Below are 23,148 nucleotides of genomic sequence, written 5' to 3'. Positions count from 1 at the left end.
GCTGCGTCGCAGTGACTCTCCACCGCATTGTCAATCGATGCGTTCGATCCGGAGAGCCCGATGTCGACCATGACCCTGCATGTGGAGGCGGGAACGCCGGCGCGCGCCCGCAAAGCCTTCTACAAGACCCTGTACGTGCAGGTTCTCTTTGCCATCGTGGTGGGCGGCCTGCTCGGCTGGCTGGAGCCGCAGATCGCCACCAACGAGTGGATCAAGGCGCTCGGCGACGGCTTCATCAAGCTCATCAAGATGGTGATCGGCCCGATCATCTTCTGCACCGTGGTGTCGGGCATCGCCCACATCCAGGATGCCAAGAAGGTCGGGCGGGTCGGCGTCAAGGCGCTGCTCTACTTCGAGGTGGTGTCGACCTTCGCGCTGGTGATCGGCCTCGTGGTCGGCAACCTGTTCCAGGTCGGCCACGGCATCGGAGCGCAGGCCAACGCCCAGGCGGTCGCCAGCTACGCCAAGCAGGCGGGCGAGCACCGCACCGTCGACTTCGTCCTCGGCATCATTCCGGACAGCGTGGTGGGCGCCTTCGCGCGCGGCGACATTCTCCAGATCCTGCTGTTCTCGATCCTGTTCGGCTTCGCCCTGATGCTGCTCGGCGATCGCGGCCATGGCGTGCGCACCTTGATCGACGAGCTGGCGCAGGGCGTCTTCGGCGTCATCGCCATCGTCATGAAGGCGGCGCCGTTCGGCGCCTTCGGCGCGATGGCCTACACGATCGGCAAGTTCGGCCCGGCCGCGCTCGGCAATCTCGCCGGCCTCGTCGGCCTGTTCTACATGACGGCGGCGCTGTTCGTGTTCGTGGTGCTCGGCACCATCGCCCGCATCGCCGGTTTCCGCATCGTGCGCTTCCTCGCCTACATCAAGGACGAGCTGCTGATCGTGCTCGGCACCTCGTCGTCGGAGAGCGCGCTGCCGCAGCTCATGCGCAAGCTGGAGGCGCTCGGCTGCTCCAAGTCGGTGGTGGGCCTCGTGGTGCCGACCGGCTATTCGTTCAATCTCGACGGCACCAACATCTACATGACGCTCGCCACCCTGTTCATCGCCCAGGCCATGGGGGTCGAGCTGAGCTACGGCGACCAGCTCACCATCCTGCTGGTGGCGATGCTGACCTCGAAGGGCGCGAGCGGCGTCACCGGCGCCGGCTTCGTCACGCTCGCCGCGACACTGTCGGTGGTCAACCCGGTGCTGGTGCCCGGCATGGCGATCGTCTTCTCGATCGACAAGTTCATGAGCGAGTGCCGCGCCCTCACCAACATCGTCGGCAACGGCGTCGCCTGCATCGTGGTGTCGTGGTGGGAGGGCGAGCTCGATCGCGGCAAGCTGCGCGACGCCATGGCCGGAAAAGCGCCGGCCAGCGATGCGGGAGCGATGCGCGAGGCGGTCTGACGGTCCCGGCCGAGCGACGACGAAAAAAGCCGGCCGCGAGCGCGGCCGGCTTTCTGGTGTCCCGTATCCGGGAAGACTGGAGCGGTATCCGATCCAACTGGATCGGCCCCGCTCTAGAAGTCGTTATTCGATCGCATTTTCGACGGCGAACCGGGTCCCACTTCGCCGGAAAATGCTCTAGCTGATCGTCACCAGCGGCTGGTCGGCGTCGACGGCGTCGCCCGACTTCACATGCACGCCGGTGACCTTGCCGGCCTTGTGGGCGCCGATCACCGTCTTCATCTTCATCGCTTCGAGCACGACCACTTGGTCGTCGACATCGACGCTGTCACCCACCGAGACGCTGACCTCCAGCACCACGCCGGCGAGCGGGGCGAGGCGGTCGTCGGCGCCGCCGCTCGGGCCGGCGCCCTTGGCGGCGGGCGCGGCCGGAGCCGGCGCGGCGGGGGCCGGGGCGGGAGCGGCTGCCGGGGCAGGCGGCGGCGGTGCCACGGGGGCGGGCGCGGGCCGCGGGGCCACGGGGGCGGCGACCGGCGCCGGGATGGAGGCGTAGCCGGACGCCCCGCCGGACTCGGTGACGTCCTCGACGACGACGTCGAAAACCCGGCCGTCGACTGTGATCCTCAGGTGTCTCATCATGATTGGTCTCGTCCCGAGCGGCGCGATTCAATGGTTGGGGTGATAGGGGGCGTGGGAGCTGTGATGGCGGCTGCGCATCTGCGCCGCCCAGCCGGAGCCGGACCGCGCCTCGCCGATATAGACGATGCGGTGGGCCCCGAAGGCGGCCGCCGCGATGGCGGCGACCACGGCATAGTCGTCGGCGCTCGGGCCGGCCGCGACGGCCGGAGCCGCGGCGGGCACGGCTGCGGCCGGCATGGCCGCGGTGGCGGCCGGGGCCGGTACGGCCGCGGCGGCGCTTCGCTCCGCGTTGCGTCCCGTCATGATCCGCACCGTGACGATCGCGGTCAGGGCGGCGACGACGGCGCTCACCAGGAACGAGCCGTAGAGATAGAGAAGGATGCCCTCGAGCATCTCCGGATTCATGACCGGCGAACTCCGTTTGGCTGGACTGGCTGCGACATCGATCAGAGCGGGATCAGGCCGTGCTTCTTCGGCGGCCGCAGCTCGCGCTTGGTGAGCAGCTTGCGGAGCGACATCGACACCACGGCGCGGGTCAGCTCCGGCTCGATGATGTCGGTGATGTAGCCCTTGCAGGCGGCCAGATAGGGCGAGGCGAACTCGTTGCGATAGTGCTCGACGAACTCCTTGCGCTTGGCCTTCTTGGCCTCGGCGTCCTCGATCGCCTTCAGCTCCTTGCTGTACAGGATGTTGACCGCGCCCTCGGCGCCCATCACGGCGATCTGGGCGGTCGGCCAGGCGAACACCACGTCGGCGCCCATCTCCTGGCTGCACATGGCGAGATAGGAGCCGCCATACGCCTTGCGGGTCACGATGGTGATCTTCGGCACGGTGGCGCTCGAATAGGCGAACAGCATCTTGGCGCCGTGCCGGATGATGCCGCCGCGCTCCTGGTCGGTGCCCGGCAGGAAGCCGGGCACGTCCACGAAGGTCACGATCGGGATGTTGAAGGCGTTGCAGAAGCGGATGAACCGCGCGCCCTTGTCGGAGGAGTCGATGTCGAGGCAGCCCGCCTTCTCCATCGAGTTGTTGGCGAGCACGCCGACCACCACGCCCTGCACGCGGCCGAAGCCGACGATCAGGTTCTTGGCGAAATTGGCGTGGATCTGGAACAGGTCGCCGCCGTCGAGCACGCGCCGCAGGATGGCCAGCATGTCCATCGGGTCGGAGGCGTCCGAACGCACCAGGGCGTCCATCCCCGGGTCCGGCTCCATGTCGAGCTGCGGGCTCGGATCGTGCGGCGGATCGTCGGTGTTGTTGCTCGGGAAGAACGACAGCAGCTTGCGGGTCAGCTCCACCGCGTGGCGATCGTCGTCGGCGAGGAGATGGACATTGCCGCTCACCGCGGCGTGCATCTCGGCGCCGCCGACATCCTCCATGCTGACGTCGCGCCCCGACACCGCCTTGATCACCTGCGGGCCGGTGATGAACATCTGGGCGTTCTTCCGCGTCATGATGATGAAGTCCATCAGCGCGGGAGAGTAGGAGGCGCCGCCGGCGCACGGGCCGGCGATGATGGCGATCTGCGGCACCACGCCGGAGAGCGAGACGTTGCGGTAGAACACCTCGCCGTAGCCCGAGAGGGCGTCGATGCCCTCCTGGATGCGGGCGCCGCCCGAGTCCTTGAAGCCGACCAGCGGAACGCCGTTCTTCTCGGCGTAGTCCTGGGCCCAGACGATCTTCTGGCCGTGCGACTTGCCGAGCGTGCCGCCGACCACGGTGAAGTCCTGGCTGAAGGCGGCGATCTGGCGGCCGTCCACATAGCCGGTGCCGACCACCACGCCGTCGGCCGGGATGTCCACCTCGGACATGCCGAAGGCGGTGCAGCCGTGGCGGATGTGGGCGCCGTATTCCTGGAAGGTGCCGTCCTGGAGCAGGGCGGCGAGGCGCTCACGCGCCGTCATCAGCCCCTTGGTATGCCGATCGGCTGTCTTCTTGGCGCCGCCGGCCGCCATCACCTTGTCGCGTCGCCGCGCCAGCGTCGACCGTAGTTCCTCGTCGAGCGGCATGCTCGCCCCCCTGTTCCGCGATGCCTGATGAATGACGACGTCGCGTCGCGTGCCCCGTCCACCGCACCAAAGCGGCCTCGGCCAGATCAGTGTTCGTGAACCGCGGCCGGGGCGACTACACCATAAGGCCGCTGCTTCGTCGAATCCCCCGGCCTCGCGGCAGTTATGCACTAGCGCCATATATCCTAGACGAATCAATAAGCAGTGATCCGGGGCCGGGGTCTGCGGGACGCCGCTATGACGTCAGGTCGCGGGTCGGCCGACCGGCTGCGTCGGCATGCCGCTCGCCCCGCGGCGAGGGTCGTGGCGTCTCGCACCGGCCCCGATTAGGGACTGGCTAGCCGGTCGGGCTTTCGAGCGATGAATCGTCGTGCCGACCGTGTTAGCCTCCCGATGCGCGCAGAATCGGGTGTGCGGGGCTGCCGTGCACGGGCTGCTGCGCACGGCGCCGGGCCGGGGCGGCGAGGGGGAAGGCCGCGATCTTCCCCCGTGCGCGCCCGTGTTGGCGCGATGGGGCGCAGCCGGGTGTTGCAGGAAGGTCGCACCCGGGCCGGCATGCGGGGGGATGGGCCCATTCATGACGTTCGCGTTTGAACCGCCGACTTTTTGGTCGCGACTACCCTCACGAGCCGACCGTTGAACGCCGATCCCGCCACCTCGGATGCCGAGCTGATCGGCCGGATCGCGACTGGCGACCGGCTCGCCATGCAGGTGCTGTTCTCGAGGCACCATGTCCGCGTCTATCGCTTCGTGCTGCGGATCGTGGGCAGCGAGACGATCGCGGAGGACATGATCGGCGAGGTGTTTCTGGACGTGTGGCGCCAGGCGGACCGTTTCGAGGGACGCAGCGCCGTGTCGACCTGGCTCCTCGCCATCGCGCGGTTCAAGGCGCTGTCGGCGATCCGGCGGCGCGGCGACGAGGCGCTGGACGACGACGCGGCGGCGGCCATCGAGGACCCTTCGGACGATCCGGAGGTCGCGGCTCAGAAGAAGGACAAGAGTGCGGTGTTGCAGAAGTGCCTCATGTCCCTGTCGCCCGAGCACCGGGAGATCATCGACCTCGTCTACTACCACGAACGCTCGGTGGAGGACGTGGCGCGGATCGTAGGCATCCCGGGGAACACCGTGAAGACGCGCATGTTCTACGCGCGCAAGAGGCTGGGCGAGCTGCTGAAGGCGGCCGGGGTCGAACGAGGTTGGCCATGACGACGACGCACGAACGGGGTCTCGATCGGGCCGCCCTCGAGGAGATGCTGCCCTGGCATGCGGCCGGCACCCTGGGGCGGGCCGAGGCCGAGGCGGTGGAGCAGGCGCTGGCCCGCGATCCGGAGCTCGCCCGCCGCTACGAGCTGGTGCGCGAGGAGCACCTGGAGACCATCCATCTCAACGAGAGCCTGGGAGCGCCGTCGGCCCGCGCCTTGGACCGCGTGATGGCCGCGATGACGCAGGACGCGGTGGCGCGCGACCCGCGTGCCGCCTCGCGTCGTGGCCCAGCCGCGGTGCTGAGCCGGATTGCCGCCGTGCTGGACGTGCTGTCGCCGCGGGCGGTGGCCTGGGCCGGTGCCGCCGCCGCCGTGGTGATCCTGGTGCAGGCCGGCTTGATTGCCGGCCTGGCGGTCGGCGAGCGCGGCGGGGCCGTGCTGGAGATGGCCTCCTACGATGCGCCGGCCGGCTCGGCCGCTCCGGCGGCCGGGGCGTTCGCCCTCGTCCGCTTCGTCCCGCAGGCGACGGCGGCTGACATCGCCAGGGTGCTGGAGGCGCGCGGCGCCACCATCGTGGACGGGCCGAAGCCCGGCGGTCTCTATCGCGTTCGCGTCGCCGGCGAGGCGTTGACCGACGACGACTTCGCCCGCCTGCTGGCCACCTGGCAGGCCGAGACGGCGGTGGTCGGCTTCGTCGCCAAGGCCCAGTGACGTCGCCCGGGCGCGCCGGACGGGATTCCCTCGTGGCCTTCCGCATGTCTCGCATGCGTCGATGAAGCGCCGCAGAACGGGGGGCGCCGAAAGCCCGCCAATCCGGGCTAAAACGGTTCTGCCCTCCGTCGCGATCGAGGCCGCCACGAAAAATTTTGCTCGCCTGTCACGGCGGTATCGCCATAAAGTGGCCACAGCATCGCGTACCGAGTCGGTCGCTTTCTGTACGCGTCCTTGTGCGCGTGTTCCACCATCAGAATCGTCAGCTCAGCGGGCGCACCCGATGCCCTCTCCGATTCCGCGTGCCATTTCGGCCGCTACCCTTCGCCGAGGCTTGATGCTGGCGGAGCGCCGCCGGGCGCATCTCGTCGAGCTCTATCGCAGCGGACGATGGCGCCGCTACTTCACCGAGCAGGAGCTCGTGCTGCGCATGCGCGATGCGGTCCACGAGGTGGAGGTGTGGAGCACCGCGGCCGCCCGTTGGGACGGGGCGCCGGAGGGCACCCGGCCTGGTGACGAGGGGATCACCGCCGGCCTGCCGGTGACGGCCGGCCTGCCGGTGGCCGAACCGGCGGACGCCGAGCCCCACCCCGCGACGACGAGCGTCCCGACGCCGGCGGAGCCTGCCGCTCAGGTCGGCTCGCCGGCGCTTCTGTCGTAGCGCACCGGCTCCAGCCACGCTTCGCTGGTCCACACCACGTGTTCGAGCCCGCAGAGCGGGCAGCGCGTCACCAGCAGCGTGTCGGGCAGGCGGGCGAACTCCGCGTCCTCGATCTCGATTCCAGTAGACACCGCGCGCCCGCGATAGGGGCAGCGTACCGTCACGACCTTCACGTCTCGCCTCGCCAGTCTCTTGGTCTTCTTCGCAGGCGTCGTCTTCTCGACGATGACGTCCGGCAAGAGGGAGCGGGCGGGATGCGCCCGGGCCGACGCCCTGCCGACGGAACCCGAAAACGACGGCCGCTCGCGCTGCGATGTCCCGCCTGCCGATCTCCTCGATCCGGCAGTGGTCGGGCCCATGCTCAGTATCGCAGCCGATGGGGCCTCGGCGCGCTGGTTGGATTACTTAGTCGGCCTGCCGACCGACGCGGCGCCGCGACCGCGGCGCAGACCGCCGGCGTCGATCGCCCGCACGGCGGTCCAGGGAGCCGTGGTTCTCAGATGTCCATGACGGGCGGGTAAGGGGCGGGAGTGTGAAGGGCCACCACGGACGAACGCTGCGCCACCGGGCGGCGACGCGGCGTTCGTCGCGGTGCCGAGTGTCCGGAGCGCGGGGGAGCACTCCGGACACCGGACGTGAGATCGTGATCAGGAGTGGCGGTTCAGCCAGTCGTCGACGTCCTTCTTCACCTGGTCGCGCGTGTAGCCGTAGCGGTCTTGCAGCTTGCCTTCGAGCTGGTCGCGGCGGCCCTCGATCGCGGTCAGGTCGTCGTCGGTGAGCTTGCCCCACTGCTCCTTGATCTTGCCCTGGAACTGCTTCCAGTTGCCTTCGATGCGATCCCAGTTCATGCGGTGCCTCCGTTGTTGCCTGATACCGCACCAACCGGCGTGGTCCGCCGCGGTTCCGCATGGTACCGCGCTCAAATGTCGGCCGGGGTCTCTTGATCTCGCGGGCCGACAGCCTATCGAACGGCGGCCGCGATGCTCACCAGCAGGGCCTCAAGGGTGGCGAGCAGACGCGCCCGCTCGGCCGCGACGTAACACCGACGTGACAGTCGGCGCGGCGATGCCCGACCGAGGTGATGCAGACCGAGACGATGCAGACCGAGACGATGCAGCGGTGGCACATGCACGAAGACGACGAGCCGCGGTCCGCCGTCGCGGTCCGCCGCGTCGAGGGCGCGCCAATAGGCGAAGTTGCAGAGATAGGTGCCGGCGTTGCGCGACGAGGCCGCATCGATGCCGTGCGTCCGCAGCGCCGCCTGCAAGGCCGCTGCGGGGAAGCGGCCGCGGCGGACGAACGGCGCGCCCGCCATGATGCCGAGATGCGCGCGGCGCGCCCCGCCCGCATCGGGAAACAGCACGCTCGTCCGGTTGCGCGCGACCTGCTCGATGCGCACGCGGTCGGCGCGGCCCGCGACGCCGAGCAGCAGCACGGCGTCGGGCTTCTCCTGCGCGACGAGGCGAGGCAGCGTGCCGTCGACCTCGTCCCAGCGGGTCGCGAACACATGGCCGACGAGCCGCACGCCGGCGAGCGCCGGGCGTCGCCGACGCACCAGCGCGGTGGCGAGATCGGCCGCCGGATTGAACGGTGCGCCGGGAAACCGTCCGAAGCCGGTGACCAGGATCGTCGCTGTCATGCGTCGCCGTTGTTCCCGAGGGACGACGCGCCAGTCACCACCCGAGCGCGGCGAAAATCCGGTCGACCGCCACGGCGGGCGACAGCCGTCCGTCGGCGACATCCGCCTCGAGGCGCGGCAGCTTGGCGGCGAGCGATGGATCGGAGGTGATGCGGGTGCGCATGCGGTCCTCGACCATCGACCACATCCACTTCACCTGCTGGTCGCGCCGGCGCGCCGCCAGCTCGCCGGTCTTGGTCATGGTGTCGCGATGCTCCACCACCTTGGCCCACAGCGCCGCGAGGCCGTCGCCCGTGTAGGCCGAGTAGGTGACGACCGGCACCTGCCAGTTCGGCGAGCGCGGCGACAGGATGTGCAGCGCCGCCCGGTACTCGGCCGCCGCGGTGCGGGCGCGGGGGAGGTTGTCGCCGTCCGCCTTGTTGACCGCGATCATGTCGGCGAGCTCGACCAGGCCCTTCTTGATGCCCTGGAGCTCGTCGCCGGCACCGGGCAGCATCAGGGCGAGGAAGAAGTCGGTCATGTCGGCGACGGTGGTCTCCGACTGGCCGGTGCCGACCGTCTCGACCAGGATCACGTCGTAGCCGGCGGCCTCGCAGATCAGCATGGTCTCGCGCGTCTTGGCGGCGACGCCGCCGAGCGTCCCGGCCGAGGGCGACGGACGGATGAAGGCGTGCGGATCGGCCGAGAGCTGCGCCATCCGGGTCTTGTCGCCGAGGATCGAGCCGCCGGTGCGGGCCGAGGAGGGGTCGACCGCCAGCACCGCCACCTTGTGGCCCTGGCCGGTGAGGTAGGCGCCGAGCGCATCGATGGTGGTCGACTTGCCGACGCCCGGAGCGCCGGTGATGCCGACGCGCAGCGCCTGCCCGGTGTCCGGCAGGAGCGCTTGCACCAGGGCACGGGCGGCGAGCTGGTGATCGGCGCGCTTCGACTCGGCGAGCGTGATGGCGCGGGCGAGCACGGCGCGCTGGCCGGCGCGGACGCCGGCGACCAGGCGGTCGATGTCGGGAGCCGACGGGGCGGTGTGGGTGCGCGGACTCATGGTGCCCCCGTGTAGAGCACAGGTCGGCGGCGAGCGGAACGCCCGCCGGGGCGACGGCGCCATGCAGGCCGCCAGGACACGGGTTGCGCCGGGGCCGGCCGGGCGGGGGTCGCGGCACCGCGCCCTCGGGGGCCGGCCATCGCACCCGCCGCTCATGATCATTGATATCAATGGTTTATGGGCGTGGTTAACGAAACATGAACTTTCCTCTCCCCTTGCCCTACCAAACCGATATCATTCGAGAAATTTCCGCGGGGAGGGGATCTCATGCGCTCCGGATCGGTTCCGACGACCGCTGGTGCGAGGGGTTCGAGTGCGGCGATGACCCGAAGGGTCGCATCGGCCGCCGTCGTGACGCTCGCGCTGGCGGCATCCCCGGCGGCGGCCGCCGATCTCCTGTGGGAGGTTGAGAACCCGTTCCGCTTCTTCAAGCGCACCAGCGCGTTCGATCTGCACGAGCGGGCCTACAAGGCGGTGCGCGGCGCCGCCGAGGACCCGGTGCCCGGCAACATCGTGTGGCGCACCGAGCGCCGCCTCAACGATCCCGACTGCCGCGACGCCTCCTCGCCGGCCGCCTGCGCGGCGACCGCCGGCCGCAACTACGAGAGGAGCCGGCTCGGCTGGGCGGCGCAGACGCTCGACGTCAACTGCTACGACCGCAACGCCCGGCCACGGCGCTATCTCGTCACCTGCGACCGTCAGTACTCCTGGGGCACCGCCAAGGAGGACACCATCCTGCCGGACGCCCACACGGTGATCGTGCGGCTCGCCCCGCAGCATCTGGCGTCTGCCGCCGGCGATTGCACCTGGACGTGGCGCCCGCGCCGCGGCGGCGCCGGCGAGACGGTGCGGCAGTCCTGCACGGTGCCGCTGGTGATCAAGCGCGTCCCGTTCTCGACGCAACGCGCCGCCTCGGGCGTCGCAGTCTCGGTGCGGCTGCCGGACGGCCGCGAGCTCGTCGACTCCCACATCGTGGTCGAGGACGTGCTGATCGTCGCCATGGGCGATTCCTTCGCCTCCGGCGAGAGCAATCCCGATCGCCCGGTGGTGTTCAGCGCCGGCCGCGAGATGGTCTACGACCCGGTCAACACCCGCGATGAGGTGGCGACCCGCTCGATGCGCGGCGCCCCGACCTACGGCATCGCCTCGGCGCCCGAGGTCGTCAATCCGAAATCGCTGCCCAAGCGGCTGATGGAGGACGAGGAGAGAGGGCTGATCTACCGGCCGTCCTCGGCCGAGTTCCAGGCCGCCTTCGACAAGCGCGGGGCCCAGTGGCTGTCGGCCGATTGCCACCGCTCGCAATACGGCTATCCGTTCCGCGTCGGCCTCCAGCTCGCACTGGAGAACCGCCACCGCGCCGTCAGCTTCGTCAGCCTCGCCTGCTCGGGCTCCGACACCGCGGAGGGCCTGTTCGGCCCGCGCGAGCCGCGCGAGCAGACCACCGGGCCGAACGCCCAGCGCGTGGTGGTGCCGCAGCTCGACCAGCTCACCGAGCTGATCTGCCGGCCGGGCGCGCCGCGCTCGCGTGACGCCGTCTACACGCTGCCGACCTATGCGCACGGCTCCACCAGCATCGGCCAGCAGACCTTCACCAAGTTCTGGTGCCCGCCGGAGAGCCGCAAGCGGCCGATTGATCTGGTGCTGCTGTCCATCGGCGGCAACGACGTCGGCTTCGGGGCGCTGGTCGCCTACGGCATCACCGAGAGCGCCGCTGATCTCGCCCCCATCGCCGGGCTGGTCGGCCGCCAGCTCCGCTTCGAGCCGCACGTCGCCCGCGTCTATCTCGACGTGCTCGACCGCCGCATGAAGGCGCTGAAGGACGCGCTGGTCGACGGCTTCGGGGTCGATCCCGCGACGGTGCTGCACAATGCCTACGAGCCGGTGCAGTTCGACGAGACTGGCCGGGTCTGCGGCATGCAGCCGACCGTCGGGCTCGACGTGCATCCCAAGCTGCACTACGGCAGCGCCCGGGTGCAGGAGGTCTCCGACTTCACCCGCGATCTGCAAGCCCGGATGGAGTGCATGGCGGATGCCCGCCGGCGTCCCGGCTGCCCGCGGCTCGCCACCGGCAGCGGCACCGGCTTCCGCTTCGTCGCCGAGCACACTGCGATGTTCGCGCGCCGCGGCGTCTGCGCCCGCGACCCGCAGCGCACGCTGGCCGACCAGATCAACATGATGATGCCGCGGCTGTCGCAACGTATCGACGAGTTTCAGCCCTACTCGCCGGCGGCGGCGCTCCCCTACGGCAAGCGGTGGCGGCTGATCCACAGCCCCAACGACGCCTTCCTCACCGCCAACACCCACCGCGAGGGCATCTCGCCCTTCGACATCCTCCAGCCGGCGTATGCGGCGCTCTACTCCGGCGCGTTCCATCCGACCGCCGAGGGCCATGCCATCGTGGCCGACGCGGTGGTGCGGCACGCCCGCGACATCCTCGACCGCCGCGCCATCGTCGACGTGCGGTAGGAGCGCCCTGGGGCCGGCAGCGAGCTGGATCGTCGCATGCGCCCAGCCGCGGACTGAACCGCGGCACCGGCTCGCGCTTCTCATGGAGAACGGCAGCCCGCGCGCGGCGCCGGTCGGGCGACTTTCGATCGCGTCCGCGTTGTCGGTCTGCCCGGCCCGGTGGTACTCTGATCGGGCCGCACGCCATGACGTCCGGTGCCGCCGGGCGCGTGGAACAAGATCGCCACGATGCAGTCAACCGGGGGGAACACCATGGCCGAGTCAGCAGGGCCGGCGGGCGATGTCGTGGTCGGCGAGAACGACCATCGGCCGCTGGAAGAGTGGGAGGACGCCTTCGCGATGGCGCTGCGGGCGCGGCCCGACGACCGCGATGCGCTGATCGGCTGGGGCTTCGCCCTGATCGAGCGGGCGGGCCTCGCCGACGATCCCGCCGTGGCGGAGCGGATGCTGATCGACGCCGAGCGCAAGTTCGCCGAGGCGGCCCGCCTCGCGCCCAACCGGGCCGACGCCTTCAACGGCTTCGGCATCGCGCTCGCCGAGCGGGCCGAGCGGGCCACCGATGCCGCCGTTGCCGACCATCTGTTCGTTCAGGCCGAGGCCAAGTTCGCCCAGGCGCTGCGTCTGGCGCCCGACCAGGGCGACGCTATGGTCAACTGGGCCACCGCCCTGACCGAGCGGGCCGGCCGCACCGCCGACGCGGCCACTGCCGAGCGCCTGCTGCGCGAGGCGGACGTCAAGTTCGCGGCTGCCATGCGGCTCGATCCCGACCAGCCGGGCGCGCTGGTCGACTGGGGGGTGGCGCTCGCGGCGCTGGCGCGTCGCGCCGCCGACCCGGCCGAGGCGGACCGGCTGTGGGACATCGCCGCCGACAAGTACGCGGCCGCGCTGCGGCTCGATCCCGGCAAGGTCGAGGCGCTGGTCGACTGGGCGAACGCGCTCGCCGACCGGGCCGAACGGGCGGCCGACCCCGCCGTGGCGGCGCGGCTGTTCGAGGAGGCGGAGGCGAAATACGCCCGTGCGCTGGAGCTCGTCCCGGACCAGTACGAGGCGCTGACCGACTGGGCGAATGCGCTCGCCGAGCGGGCCGGGCGCAGCGCCAGCACCGAGGCGGAGCGGCTGCTCGCCGCCGCCGAGGCCAAGTATGCGGCCGCCCTGCGGCTGCGGCCGGACCGTCCCGAGGCGCTGATCAACGGCGCCGCCGCGCTGGTCGAGCACGCCCGCCGCACCTCCGATCCCGACACCGCGGATCGCCTGTTCGTCCAGGCCGAGGCGAAATACGCGGCGGTGCTGCGGGTCGATCCGGCCTCGCACGAGGCGCTGTACAGCTGGGGCGCGGCGCTGACCGCGCGGGCACGGCTCGCCCGCGATGCCGAGGCCGCCGAGCGGCTCTTGGGCGAGGCGGAGAAGCGCTATGCCGAGGCGGTGCGGCTGCGGCCGGACCGGCCCGAGGCGCTGATCAACTGGGGCACCGAGCTGGCCGAGCGCGCCGAGCGTACCGCCGACCCGGCGGCGGCGGAGCGGCTGTTCGCGCTGGCCGACGACAAGTATGCGGCGGCGCTGCGCATCGATCCGGGCCAGTACGACGCGCTGTGCGATCGCACCACCGGGCTGATGCGCTGGGCACGCCGCGCCGCCGATGCCGCGACCCGCGCGGCGTTGCTCGACCGCGCCGAGGAGAGCTGCCGGGCGGCGCTGCGCACCGTGCCGCACGAGACCTACAATCTCGCCTGCATCGCGGCGCTACGCGGTCGCCCGGACGATTGCCGCGCCGCGCTGGAGACCGCCGAAGCGGCCGGCATGCTGCCCGATGCTCATCACCTGCTCGCCGACGAGGATCTCGCCGCGGTGCGCGAGACGCCGTGGTTCGCGGCGCTCGTCAGCCGCCGCGGCGCCCGCGCCGGCGGGCACTGAGCGGCGCGCCGACTCGCGGGGGGCCGACGCGCCCACTATAGTCGTCGGGTCTACGAGGGCTTGCCCATGACCGTCGCCGTCACCCGAGGTGCCGAAGGCTACCCCCGCCGCGCCTTCACGGTCGACGACGTCCGCCTGATGATCGAGGCCGGGGTGTTCGGCGAGGACGAGCGGTTCGAGCTGATCGAGGGGGAGATCGTCCCGATGCAGGCGAACAGCATCGCCCACGATCGGGTGAAGAACGCGCTGAACATCGCGCTGGTCCGGGCGGTGGGGCCGGGGTTCTATGTCGGGGTCGACTCCACGGTTCAGCTCGCCCGCGACATTCTCGTCGCGCCCGATCTGTGCGTCATCGCGCAGTCCGTCTACGACGCCGACCCGAAGAGCTTCGCACAGCCGCGCGCCGACGACGTGCTGCTGCTGATCGAGGTCGCCGTGACCAGCCGGGCCTTCGACCGCAAGGTCAAGGCGCGGCTCTATGCGCGCCACGGCATCCGTGAGTACTGGGTGATCGACACCATGGAGCGCACCACGGTCGTGCATGCCGCCCCGCAGGGCGACGGCTGGTCGTCGGTGGTGGCGCACCCGGCCGACGCGACGCTCGCCTGCGCGGCGGTGCCGGGCTTCTCGTTCCGCCTCGCCGATGTGGCCTGAGCGGCGACCGGCTCATACGAGATCCGGCTGATCCATGTGGTGGTCATTCCGGAAGCCGCGAAGCGGCTGTCCGGAATCCAGCCGAGAGTCAAAAGTCTGCCGCGGGATGACGTGTGTCGTTGGTTCCGGGTTCGCGGCACTCGGACGGCGCGACGCGCCGATCCGGGGGCCGCGCCCCGGAACGACGGCGAACTGATCGCCCGGACACAGGATCACTCGTCCTTCGGGGGCGGAACGGGATCGCCGGCGAACAGCGCGCGGCCCTCGTCCGACAGGAAGCGCTCGAAGGTGCGCCACGGCACCACCACGGTGTAGGAGCCTTCTGCGTAAGGGCCGACCGCGTAGGGCGAGAAGAACACCGCGAGCCCGCCGCTCTTGCCCGGCACCGTCGAGCCGATCGGCACCAGCGGCCCGAGGCCGAGCAGCTTCGGCTCGATCGCCGACACCCAATCGTCCTTGGCGGGATCGTCGGCGACCTCGATGCCGCGCGCCTTCTTCTCGGCCCGCACGGCGGCACGGATCGCCGCCGCCAGCGCCGTCAGGGTGGGGCCGCCGTCGCCCGTCTCGGTGAAGAACGGCCGCACGCTGATGCGCCGCTTCATCGCGCCGTCCCAGAGAATGGTGTCGAGCACCGTGTTGGGATGGGCGCCGCCGCTGTAGACGTAGTCACGCCGCAGCACGCCGACATAGCGGCCGACCGCCGACACCTGGGTGTAGGTGCGTTCGAAGGTCCAGCGGCGGCCGTCGGCGAAATCGGACGGATCGTCCTTGTACGCCTTCTCGGCCTCGGCACGGTTCTGCGACAGCCAGCGCCGGCCCTCGGTGGCGAGGTTCTCGTAGAGGCCGGGCGGCTTGGCGAGCACGTCGGCGACCTCGAGCTTGGCGGTGAGCGCCTTGGTGTCGGCCGTCGTCACGGTGGCGGCGGTGGCCGGAAGCGGCGCGGTGATCAGCACGACCAGAACGGCCGCGATGCGCAGGCAGTTGGCGAACATCATGGACGGTCGAACCCGAACGGAAGGAGACCCGTCATCTCTGTGCCGGACGGCGCCGTGCTTGGCAACGCTGCGGTCACACCCGCCGGCGCCGGCGCGCTCGCTCGGGGCCGGCCCGATCAGCGCGCGCGTCCCGATCCCACCCGCACCAGCAGCACACCGCCGAGGATGAGGGCGAGGCCCGCGAGGGCGGCGGGACCGACCGGCTCGCTGAGCGCCACCGCGCCGACCACCAGGCCGAAGACCGGCACGAGGTAGTTGTTGAGGGACGCGAACACGGCGCCGGCGGTGTGGATCAGCCGGACATAGACCACGTAGGCGAAGGCGGTGTTGACGACGCCGAGCACCACGAGCGCGACGATCGACGCGGTCGACACCGTCTCCAGGACCGCCGCAGCCGAGGCACCCCATAGGGCGAGCCAGGACGCCGCCGCGACGGCGGCCGACAGCGACATCGAGGCCGTCACGATCATGGTCGCGCCGACCTCGCGCGACAGGTTGCGGGAGACGATCGCCCCCACGGCGTAGCCGACCGCCGCCAGCAGCGCACAGAGGCGGCCGATCAGATGTCCGTCGGTGCCGCCGGGGAGCACGTCGACCGGCGGCGACAACGCGATCACGACGCCGACGAAGCCGAGGCCGAGACCCGCCGCGGCGCGCAGCGTCCACGGCTCCCCCGGCGGCACCACGCGGGCGATCAGGAAGGTGACGAGCGGGGCGGCTCCCATCATCAGCGCCATGTCGACACTGGTCGTGAGGTGTCCGGCGAGCCCGAGCATCAGGAACGGGAAGATCTGCCCGCCGAGCGACAGCAGGACGATCTTGCCCCATGCGGCGCGCGTGCGTGGCCAGGCGACGCTGCGCACCACGGCAGGCAGCAGGAGACAGCACGCCGCCACCACCAGCCGCCCCGCCGCGATGCCGAGCGGATCGATGCCGCCGGCCGCCACCTTGATGAACAGGAACGACGATCCCCACAGCAGCGAGACGAAGACGAGCGAGAGGATCGCCCTCACGGGATCGGACCCGTCGGGCGCTGCACCGCGGCCCTCGGTCCGGTGTCGACCAGGTCGGTCGCCGAGCTGCCGATCGCCGGACCGTCGATCGCGGCCGGGAGGTGGGCGAATGCCGTGGCGGCGAAAGCGGCGGCCGCCATGGTCGGAGGCGGTCGGACGAAAGACATGCGTACGGAATCCCGATCGACGACGGTTCGTCGCGCTCCTCTGCACCACGACCCGACGCTTGGCAACGGGGCGCGGCCGGCGGTCATTTCGCGTCGGCGTAGACGGTCGCCCGCGACACGCCGAGATGGGCCGCGATGATGTCGGCCGCGCGCCGGATCTCCAGGCAACCGGCCTGGCGCAGCTCGCGCAGCAGCGCCCGCCGCTCCTCCGCCGCGAGGGCACGCGGCGTGGTGGCCCGCCGCGCCGCAAACTGGTCGATGCGGGCGCGGATCGCCGCGGCGCCCTCGGGGGCGAGCGACTCGGGCGGCCCCTCGCGGGTGCGCAGCGCGGTGAACTGCGCCAGCATGTCCTGGACACCGCGGAACAGCGTCACGTCGACATTGAGGCACAGGGCCGCGACGTAGTCGCCGGCGGCGTTGCGGATGCCGATCGACGTGCTCTTCGCCTGGCGCCCGTCCGGCAGCATGTTGGCGTAATTGGTGATCACCTGCGGATAGGCGGGATCGGCGATGCGGGCGAGGCCCAGCTCGGTGGCGGGGTCGCCGACCCGCCGGCCCGACAGGTTGTTGTGGATCGCCAGGATGGCGTGGTCCGGGGTGGTGAGGTCGTGCAGCACCACCTCGCAGAACGGCGCCAAGGTCTCGCCGAGCCCCTTGGCCACCTGCTCGAGCTGGTCGATCAGCGGGTCCCGCGGTGGCGATGTCGCGGCCGGCGATCGGGCCGCGACGCGGCGCCCGCGCGTCATCGCAGCAGATCCGCCACCGTGGTGGCCGCCTTGAGGCCGCTGCCGGTGAGCACCACGACGGTGGTCTCGCCGGGCGCGATCACGTCGGCGAGCGCGTCGAGCGCCGCCGCCGCGGTGGCGCTGGTCGGCTCGACGAACAGCCCCATCGCGGCGAGCCGGCGCAGCGCCGCGACGATCGCCTCCTCGGGGATGGCGACGGTGCCGCCGCCGCTCTCGCGCAGCGCCGCGATCATCTCGGCGAGCCGCAGCGGCCGCGCGATGGCGGTGCCCTCGGCGATGGTCGGTCGGACCGGGCGGTCGACCGGCGTGTCGACGCCAGCCCGGAAGCTCGCATCGACGGGCGAGCAGGCGAGCGGCTGGGCGGCGAACAGGCGCGGCAACCGGGCGATCTGCCCGGCCGCGACCAGCTCCTTGAAGCCGAGATGACAGCCGAGCAGGCTGCTGCCGGCGCCGACCGGCACCACCACGTTGTCGGGCGCCACGAAGCCGAGATCCTCCCAGATCTCGTAGGCGAGCGTCTTGGTGCCTTCGAGGAAGAACGGGTGCCAGTTGTGGCTGGCGTAGAAGGTCCGGTCGGACTGGCGGATCGCCTCCGTCTGCGAGGCTTCGCGCGGGCCGTCGACGAGCTGCACCGCGGCCCCGTAGGCGCGCACCTGGGCGATCTTGGCGGGCGACGTGGAGGCGGGCGCCAGGATCTTCACCCGCAGGCCGCCGGCCGCCCCGTAGCCGGCGACCGAGGAGCCGCCATTGCCGGAGGAATCCTCCAGCACCGCGTCGATGCCGAGCTGGCGCAGGAACGACAGCATCACGCTGGTGCCACGGTCCTTGAAGCTGCCGGTCGGGTTGAGCCAGTCGAGCTTGAACGCGGCGCGCCGGTCGCCCCATGGCCGCTCGACCAGCGGGGTGCAGCCTTCGCCCAGAGTGATTGGATGGGGGATCGAGACCGGCAGCGCCGCGCGATAGCGCCACAGCGAGCGGGTGCCGCGCTCGATGTCGTCATGGCCGATGCCGCGCCCGGGCGTCACCAAGAGGGGCGTGCGGTCGTCCGAGCACCAGCGCGGCACGTCCAGCGGATAGCGGGCGCCGGTCCTCGGATCGAAGAAGCCGGGGGCGACCGAGCTGGGATCGGGAAAGCGGAGTTCGGCCATGCCGGCGGTCCTTCGTTCGTGGCAGAGCCGCCCGGCTGTGGCGCAGCGGGCGATCGTTGGACTAGATGTATGAAAATGGACGAAATGTCCAGTGTGGGCCGCCGGCTGATGCCGTTCGATCGGCGCGGGGGGCAGCGAGTGGCACGGCTTTCACCTCTCCCCGCGTGCGGGGAGAGGTCGGATTTCGCGCGCTCGCGCGAGAAATCCGGGTGAGGGGGGCGCGAGCACCATGCTTCGATGCTTATGGCCCTCACCCCGGCTCGCTCTGCTCGCCGACCCTCTCCCGACGGGAGAGGGTCGGACCCCGAGCCGGCGCTGACCCGGCCGCAAACGACGACGGCCGGCATCCATGGATGCCGGCCGTCCGATTGCGTGGCCTGGTCCGGGGCGGAACGCTGCGCCGACGATCTACTCGGCGGCCTCGCGCTCGTGGCCGAGGCGGCGGTTGAGCTTCTTCACCAGCTCCTCGGCCGCCTCCGAGATGACGGTACCGGGCGGGAAGATCGCCTCGGCGCCGGACGCCTTGAGGGCGTCCCAGTCCTGCGGCGGGATGACGCCGCCGACCACGATCATGATGTCGGGCCGGCCTTCCTGCGCGAGGGCGGCCTTCAGCTCCGGCACCAGCGTGAGATGGCCGGCGGCCAGCGACGACACGCCGACGATGTGGACGTCGTTCTCCACCGCCTGGCGGGCGGCCTCGCCGGGCGTCGCGAACAGGGGGCCGATGTCGACGTCGAAGCCGAGATCCGCGAACGCCGAGGCGATCACCTTCTGGCCGCGGTCATGGCCGTCCTGGCCGACCTTGGCGACCAGGATGCGCGGCCGCCGGCCCTCGTCGCGCTCGAACTGCGCCACCAGCTTCTGCACCCGATCGATGCCCTGCGACATGGCGCCGGCCTCCCGCTTGTAGACGCCCGAGATCGCCCGGATCTCGGCGCGATGCCGACCGAACACCTTCTCCAGCGCCAGCGAGATCTCGCCGACCGTCGCCTTTTTCCGCGCCGCCTCGATCGCCAGCGCCAGCAGATTGCCCTTGGCCGGATCGGAGGCCGCGTGGGTGAGGGCGTCGAGGGCGGCCTCGACCGCCTTGGGGTCGCGCTCGCCGCGCAGCCGCGCCAGCTTGTCGATCTGCATCTGGCGGACGGCGGAGTTGTCGACCTTCAGGACGTCGATGGCGGCTTCCTGCTCGGGCTTGTACTTGTTGACGCCGATCACCGACTGGACGCCGGAGTCGATGCGCGCCTGGGTCTTGGCGGCCGCCTCCTCGATGCGCAGCTTGGGAATGCCGGCCTCGATCGCCTTGGCCATGCCGCCGAGCTGCTCGACCTCCTGGATATGGCCCCAGGCGGTCTTGGCCAGCTCATAGGTGAGACGCTCGACATAGAACGAGCCGCCCCACGGATCGGCGATGCGCGTCGTGCCGCTCTCCTGCTGAAGGAAGAGCTGGGTGTTGCGGGCGATCCGCGCCGAGAAGTCGGTCGGCAGTGCCAGCGCCTCGTCGAGCGCGTTGGTGTGCAGCGACTGGGTGTGGCCCTGCGTCGCCGCCATCGCCTCGATCGCGGTGCGCACCACGTTGTTGTAGACGTCCTGCGCGGTCAGCGACCAGCCCGAGGTCTGCGAGTGGGTGCGCAGCGAGAGCGAGCGCGCGTCCTTCGGCTCGAACGGCTTGATCAGCTTGGCCCACAGCAGGCGGGCGGCGCGCAGCTTCGCCACCTCCATGAAGAAGTTCATGCCGATCGCCCAGAAGAACGACAGGCGCGGCGCGAACTTGTCGATGGTCAGCCCGGCCGCGAGGCCGGCCCGCACATACTGGACGCCGTCGGCGAGCGTGTAGGCGAGCTCGAGGTCCTGCGTCGCGCCCGCCTCCTGCATGTGATAGCCGGAGATCGAGATCGAGTTGAACTTCGGCATGTTCTGCGAGGTGAACGCGAAGATGTCGGAGATGATCCGCATCGAGGGCGAGGGCGGATAGATGTAGGTGTTCCGCACCATGAACTCTTTGAGGATGTCGTTCTGGATCGTCCCCGCGAGCTTCACGGGCGGCACGCCCTGCTCCTCGGCCGCCACGATGTAGAGCGCCATCACCGGCAGCACCGCGCCGTTCATGGTCATCGACACGCTCATCTGATCGAGCGGGATGCCGGAGAACAGCGTGCGCATGTCGTAGATGGAATCGATCGCCACGCCCGCCATGCCGACGTCGCCCGACACGCGCGGATGATCCGAGTCGTAGCCGCGGTGGGTGGCGAGGTCGAAGGCCACCGACAGGCCCTTCTGGCCGGCCGCGAGATTGCGGCGATAGAAGGCGTTCGAATCCTCGGCGGTGGAGAAGCCGGCGTATTGGCGCACCGTCCACGGCTGCGTCACGTACATGGCCGGGTAGGGGCCGCGCAGGAACGGCGGGATGCCGGGATAGGTGTCGAGGAAGTCGAGCCCGTCCAGGTCGGCGGCCGTGTAGGCCGGCTTCACCGTGATGCCTTCGGGGGTCAGCCAGGGCGCAGCCTCGGCGCCGGTCGGGGCGGGGGCGGCGGTGTCGGCGAACGCGACCGTGGAGAAATCCGGAATCCTCGTCATGTTCGAGCCTCTCGCGCGAAGCGACCCGCCGGCCGCCAAAGTCTCAGGTCCTGTCGGTCCGTCGCCGTCGGCGTGGTCGCCGTCGTGGCGGAAGAGCGATCGAGGCGGCTCGCCGGCACCTGCGTGACGGTGCCTCGGCCCGATCCTCGTCGCGCGGCCACGGGGCCGCTCGCCGGAGCGCGCGGTCGCGGCCAGGCCGCGTCCGTCGCTCCGGGGTCGTCACGTCGTCCTCAGCCGGCGGCGCCGGCGAGCTTCTGCGCCTCCGTGAGCGTCGCGAGCACATCGCAGCCCATGAAGATCGCGTGGCCGATGCCGGCGGCCTTGAACTCGGCCTCGCGCTCGCCCGGCCGTCCCGCCAGATAGATGTTGGCGCAGCCCGCCGCGGTCAGCGCCTTCGCGGCCTCCACGGCCTCGGCGGCGTAGCCGTCGTCCGACGAGCACAGGCAGGCGAGCTGGGCGCCGGACGCCTTGAAGGCGGCCGCGAGTGCCGCGAGATCGGTCTTGCCGTCGATCTCGAAGCCGTCGTTGGTCACCGCCTGGATGCCGCCGGCCTCGAAGAAGTTCTTGGTGAAGGTGGCGCGCGCCGTGAACGCGGCGAGTCGGCCGAGATTGGCGAGGAACACCTTGGGCCGCGCCCCGGTCTTCGCCAGCATGGCGTCGGAGGCGTCGCGCAGCGCCTCGAACGGGCCGGCGAGCCGCATGGCGGCGAGCGGCTCCAGGGTGACGCCGGCGGCGAGCGCCGCGACGCTCGCCGGAGCGACGTCGAGCACGCCCGGCGTCCCCTCGGCGATGTTGGGGAACTCGCTCACGCCGGTGATCGGATCACGCCGGCCGGCCACCGCCTTCTCGCGCGCGGCGCGGACGGTGGCGACCTTCTTCTGGAGCAGCCCTTGCGTCAGCGCCGCCCAGATGCCGCCCGCCGCCTCGATCTCCTGGAACAGCGTCCAGGCGGTGGTGCAGAGGCCCTTGGTCAGCGCCTCGATGCCACCGGCACCGGCGGTCGGATCGGCGACCTTGGCCAGATAGGACTCCTCCAGCAGGATGAGCTGGGTGTTGCGGGCGATGCGCCGCGCCGGCCGGTCGGGCAGGCCGAGGGGGGCCGTCCACGGCAGCACCGTGACGGCATCGGCGCCGCCGACGCCGGCCGCGAACACCGCGACGGTGGCGCGCAGCATGTTCACGGCGGGATCGCGCCGCGTCATCATCCGCCACGCCGTCTCGGCCGACACCACCGCATGGGCGGGAGCGAGACCGCAGGCCGCCTCGACCCGCGCCCACAGCACGCGGAGCGCCCGGATCTTGGCGATGGTCAGGAACTGCTCGGCGTCGGCCGCGACCCGGAACGAGACGATGCGCCGCGCCGCGTCGAGCGGCACGCCCTCGGCCTCGAGCGCCCGCACATAGGCGAGCGACACCGCCAGCATGTAGGCGAGCTCCTGCGCCTCCGAGCCGCCGGCGTCGTGCACGACGCGGCCGTCGGCGACCGCGAACGGCCCCTTGAAGCCGCGCGCCGCCAGATCACGAACCCGGATCACGAACTCCTTGGCCATGTCGGGCCAGGCGATCCGCGCCTTGCCGAAGGCCGCCATGGCGCCGATCGGATCGATGCCGAAGCGGATGTCGAGGGCGGCCGGGGCGAGGCCGCGCGCCGCCACCAGCTCGGCGATGCGCTGCGGCGCCTCGCGGGCCTGCGGCGAGAGCTGGAGCTCGAGCGCGATGGCGTCGAGGCGGATGTCGTCGAGCACCCGGGCGAGCTTGTCGGCGTCGGCGGCGATGCCGTAGCCGCGAGCGCCGAGGCTGCCGGCGAACACCAGCGACAGGCCGGTCGCGCCGTGCTCCAGATCGTGCAGCGCCTCGGCATTGGCGGCCTTGGCGTCGGGATGGTCGACCCGCTGCATCACCAGCCAGGGGGCTCCGCTGGCGCGGGCCGCGACGGGCTTGGCGGTGCGGTCGCTCGGATAGAGCGGCTCGATGCGCAGCCCGTCGTAAGTCTTCGACACCAGTCGCTTCTCGAACGGCGCGCCCTTGAGCGTGCCCTCGACGAGCGCGAGCCACTGCTCGCGGGTGGCCGGCGGGAACTCCGCGGCGAGAGTGAGGTCTTCGGCGGTCTGTGTCATGGCCGGAACATGCCACGACTGGGCCGCTTCGCCAAGAAACCGATCGAGAACGCATGGCAGAA

General features: G+C 71.1%; 20 protein-coding genes. 7 read left to right on the top strand and 13 right to left on the bottom strand.

Translation table 11 applies throughout. The annotated features are described in order from the left end of the window. The first annotated feature begins 60 nt into the window (after positions 1-60). The gene (locus ACFQUV_RS00300; protein WP_129608483.1) at positions 61-1,395 is read left to right on the top strand and encodes a dicarboxylate/amino acid:cation symporter; all 1,335 of its coding nucleotides are present in this window, start codon (positions 61-63) and stop codon (positions 1,393-1,395) included. 177 nt (positions 1,396-1,572) lie between these two features. On the opposite strand, the gene ACFQUV_RS00295 is transcribed toward ACFQUV_RS00300, so the two are convergent. The 3 genes from ACFQUV_RS00295 to ACFQUV_RS00285 are packed head-to-tail and all read right to left on the bottom strand — an operon-like array spanning position 1,573 to position 4,043. Then, positions 1,573-2,034: a biotin/lipoyl-containing protein gene (locus ACFQUV_RS00295; RefSeq protein ID WP_378393927.1), complete on the bottom strand. Its 462-nt coding sequence runs from the start codon at positions 2,032-2,034 to the stop codon at positions 1,573-1,575. 27 nt (positions 2,035-2,061) lie between these two features. Next, positions 2,062-2,439: a hypothetical protein gene (locus ACFQUV_RS00290; RefSeq protein WP_111385084.1), complete on the bottom strand. Its 378-nt coding sequence runs from the start codon at positions 2,437-2,439 to the stop codon at positions 2,062-2,064. A gap of 41 nt (positions 2,440-2,480) precedes the next feature. Then, complete coding sequence (locus ACFQUV_RS00285; RefSeq protein WP_129611539.1) at positions 2,481-4,043, bottom strand: acyl-CoA carboxylase subunit beta; 1,563 nt, start codon at positions 4,041-4,043, stop codon at positions 2,481-2,483. A gap of 636 nt (positions 4,044-4,679) precedes the next feature. On the opposite strand from ACFQUV_RS00285, the gene ACFQUV_RS00280 reads away from it, so the two are divergent. The 3 genes from ACFQUV_RS00280 (at position 4,680) to ACFQUV_RS00270 (ending at position 6,617) form a co-directional block, all read left to right on the top strand. Then, positions 4,680-5,249: a sigma-70 family RNA polymerase sigma factor gene (locus tag ACFQUV_RS00280; protein ID WP_129611540.1), complete on the top strand. Its 570-nt coding sequence runs from the start codon at positions 4,680-4,682 to the stop codon at positions 5,247-5,249. Beyond that, the gene (locus ACFQUV_RS00275) at positions 5,246-5,956 is read left to right on the top strand and encodes a hypothetical protein (RefSeq protein WP_129611541.1); all 711 of its coding nucleotides are present in this window, start codon (positions 5,246-5,248) and stop codon (positions 5,954-5,956) included. The genes ACFQUV_RS00280 and ACFQUV_RS00275 overlap by 4 nt, the downstream gene beginning before the upstream one ends. A gap of 337 nt (positions 5,957-6,293) precedes the next feature. Beyond that, positions 6,294-6,617, top strand: coding sequence for a hypothetical protein (locus ACFQUV_RS00270; RefSeq protein ID WP_129611542.1), 324 nt, complete (start codon positions 6,294-6,296; stop codon positions 6,615-6,617). Here ACFQUV_RS00270 and ACFQUV_RS00265 read toward each other — a convergent pair. The 4 genes from ACFQUV_RS00265 to meaB all read right to left on the bottom strand — a co-directional run bounded on the left by ACFQUV_RS00265 (position 6,587) and on the right by meaB (position 9,295). Then, positions 6,587-6,781 carry a hypothetical protein gene (locus tag ACFQUV_RS00265; RefSeq protein WP_378393924.1) on the bottom strand — a complete coding sequence of 65 codons (195 nt, stop codon included), beginning with the start codon at positions 6,779-6,781 and terminating at the stop codon, positions 6,587-6,589. The genes ACFQUV_RS00270 and ACFQUV_RS00265 overlap by 31 nt on opposite strands. Positions 6,782-7,264: 483 nt before the next feature. Further along, complete coding sequence (locus ACFQUV_RS00260) at positions 7,265-7,465, bottom strand: CsbD family protein (protein ID WP_129611544.1); 201 nt, start codon at positions 7,463-7,465, stop codon at positions 7,265-7,267. A 113-nt stretch (positions 7,466-7,578) separates the two neighbouring features. Continuing rightward, complete coding sequence (locus ACFQUV_RS00255; RefSeq protein ID WP_165364177.1) at positions 7,579-8,256, bottom strand: pyroglutamyl-peptidase I; 678 nt, start codon at positions 8,254-8,256, stop codon at positions 7,579-7,581. A 34-nt stretch (positions 8,257-8,290) separates the two neighbouring features. Beyond that, entirely contained in the window at positions 8,291-9,295 is a 1,005-nt protein-coding gene (meaB, locus tag ACFQUV_RS00250; RefSeq protein WP_129611546.1) for a methylmalonyl Co-A mutase-associated GTPase MeaB, read from the bottom strand. A 321-nt stretch (positions 9,296-9,616) separates the two neighbouring features. Between meaB and ACFQUV_RS00245 the strand changes: the two genes are divergently transcribed. The 3 genes from ACFQUV_RS00245 to ACFQUV_RS00235 all read left to right on the top strand — a co-directional run bounded on the left by ACFQUV_RS00245 (position 9,617) and on the right by ACFQUV_RS00235 (position 14,326). Then, positions 9,617-11,761, top strand: a complete 2,145-nt coding sequence (locus ACFQUV_RS00245; protein ID WP_129611547.1) for a hypothetical protein — start codon at positions 9,617-9,619, stop codon at positions 11,759-11,761. 252 nt (positions 11,762-12,013) lie between these two features. Further along, positions 12,014-13,672, top strand: a complete 1,659-nt coding sequence (locus ACFQUV_RS00240; protein ID WP_165364178.1) for a hypothetical protein — start codon at positions 12,014-12,016, stop codon at positions 13,670-13,672. A gap of 66 nt (positions 13,673-13,738) precedes the next feature. Then, entirely contained in the window at positions 13,739-14,326 is a 588-nt protein-coding gene (locus ACFQUV_RS00235; RefSeq protein WP_129611549.1) for a Uma2 family endonuclease, read from the top strand. A 212-nt stretch (positions 14,327-14,538) separates the two neighbouring features. Here ACFQUV_RS00235 and ACFQUV_RS00230 read toward each other — a convergent pair whose 3' ends face one another. The 6 genes from ACFQUV_RS00230 to ACFQUV_RS00205 form a co-directional block, all read right to left on the bottom strand. Beyond that, positions 14,539-15,321 (bottom strand): DUF3298 and DUF4163 domain-containing protein, encoded by a 783-nt coding sequence (locus ACFQUV_RS00230; protein ID WP_129611550.1) that lies wholly within the window; start codon positions 15,319-15,321, stop codon positions 14,539-14,541. Positions 15,322-15,437: 116 nt separating this feature from the next. After that, on the bottom strand, positions 15,438-16,334 hold the full coding sequence (locus ACFQUV_RS00225; protein ID WP_165364179.1) for a DMT family transporter: 897 nt from the start codon (positions 16,332-16,334) through the stop codon (positions 15,438-15,440). 250 nt (positions 16,335-16,584) lie between these two features. Then, the gene (locus ACFQUV_RS00220) at positions 16,585-17,247 is read right to left on the bottom strand and encodes a transcriptional regulator (protein ID WP_129611552.1); all 663 of its coding nucleotides are present in this window, start codon (positions 17,245-17,247) and stop codon (positions 16,585-16,587) included. Then, positions 17,244-18,395: a threonine synthase gene (locus ACFQUV_RS00215; protein ID WP_129611553.1), complete on the bottom strand. Its 1,152-nt coding sequence runs from the start codon at positions 18,393-18,395 to the stop codon at positions 17,244-17,246. Before ACFQUV_RS00215 ends, ACFQUV_RS00220 begins: the two co-directional genes overlap by 4 nt. 408 nt (positions 18,396-18,803) lie before the next feature. Further along, positions 18,804-20,969, bottom strand: a complete 2,166-nt coding sequence (gene scpA / locus ACFQUV_RS00210; RefSeq protein ID WP_129611554.1) for a methylmalonyl-CoA mutase — start codon at positions 20,967-20,969, stop codon at positions 18,804-18,806. Positions 20,970-21,199: 230 nt separating this feature from the next. Further along, positions 21,200-23,086: a methylmalonyl-CoA mutase subunit beta gene (locus ACFQUV_RS00205; protein ID WP_129611555.1), complete on the bottom strand. Its 1,887-nt coding sequence runs from the start codon at positions 23,084-23,086 to the stop codon at positions 21,200-21,202. Between the last annotated feature and the right edge of the window lie 62 nt (positions 23,087-23,148).

It is taken from the genome of Rhodoplanes sp. P11 (assembly GCF_964266735.1).
GTDB classification, from domain to species: Bacteria; Pseudomonadota; Alphaproteobacteria; order Rhizobiales; family Xanthobacteraceae; genus Rhodoplanes; species Rhodoplanes serenus.
The sequence above is the reverse complement of the archived record's forward strand: the minus strand, read 5'-3'. Positions and strand labels throughout refer to the sequence as shown.

Coding starts and splice junctions, on each gene's coding strand:
- ACFQUV_RS00300 (WP_129608483.1), top strand. CDS start 61: ATGTCGACCATGACCCTGCATGTGGAGGCGGGAACGCCGGCGCGCGCC.
- ACFQUV_RS00295 (WP_378393927.1), bottom strand. CDS start 2,034: ATGATGAGACACCTGAGGATCACAGTCGACGGCCGGGTTTTCGACGTC.
- ACFQUV_RS00290 (WP_111385084.1), bottom strand. CDS start 2,439: ATGAATCCGGAGATGCTCGAGGGCATCCTTCTCTATCTCTACGGCTCG.
- ACFQUV_RS00285 (WP_129611539.1), bottom strand. CDS start 4,043: ATGCCGCTCGACGAGGAACTACGGTCGACGCTGGCGCGGCGACGCGAC.
- ACFQUV_RS00275 (WP_129611541.1), top strand. CDS start 5,246: ATGACGACGACGCACGAACGGGGTCTCGATCGGGCCGCCCTCGAGGAG.
- ACFQUV_RS00270 (WP_129611542.1), top strand. CDS start 6,294: ATGCTGGCGGAGCGCCGCCGGGCGCATCTCGTCGAGCTCTATCGCAGC.
- ACFQUV_RS00260 (WP_129611544.1), bottom strand. CDS start 7,465: ATGAACTGGGATCGCATCGAAGGCAACTGGAAGCAGTTCCAGGGCAAG.
- ACFQUV_RS00255 (WP_165364177.1), bottom strand. CDS start 8,256: ATGACAGCGACGATCCTGGTCACCGGCTTCGGACGGTTTCCCGGCGCA.
- meaB (WP_129611546.1), bottom strand. CDS start 9,295: ATGAGTCCGCGCACCCACACCGCCCCGTCGGCTCCCGACATCGACCGC.
- ACFQUV_RS00245 (WP_129611547.1), top strand. CDS start 9,617: ATGACCCGAAGGGTCGCATCGGCCGCCGTCGTGACGCTCGCGCTGGCG.
- ACFQUV_RS00240 (WP_165364178.1), top strand. CDS start 12,014: ATGGCCGAGTCAGCAGGGCCGGCGGGCGATGTCGTGGTCGGCGAGAAC.
- ACFQUV_RS00235 (WP_129611549.1), top strand. CDS start 13,739: ATGACCGTCGCCGTCACCCGAGGTGCCGAAGGCTACCCCCGCCGCGCC.
- ACFQUV_RS00230 (WP_129611550.1), bottom strand. CDS start 15,321: ATGATGTTCGCCAACTGCCTGCGCATCGCGGCCGTTCTGGTCGTGCTG.
- ACFQUV_RS00220 (WP_129611552.1), bottom strand. CDS start 17,247: ATGACGCGCGGGCGCCGCGTCGCGGCCCGATCGCCGGCCGCGACATCG.
- ACFQUV_RS00215 (WP_129611553.1), bottom strand. CDS start 18,395: ATGGCCGAACTCCGCTTTCCCGATCCCAGCTCGGTCGCCCCCGGCTTC.
- scpA (WP_129611554.1), bottom strand. CDS start 20,969: ATGACGAGGATTCCGGATTTCTCCACGGTCGCGTTCGCCGACACCGCC.
- ACFQUV_RS00205 (WP_129611555.1), bottom strand. CDS start 23,086: ATGACACAGACCGCCGAAGACCTCACTCTCGCCGCGGAGTTCCCGCCG.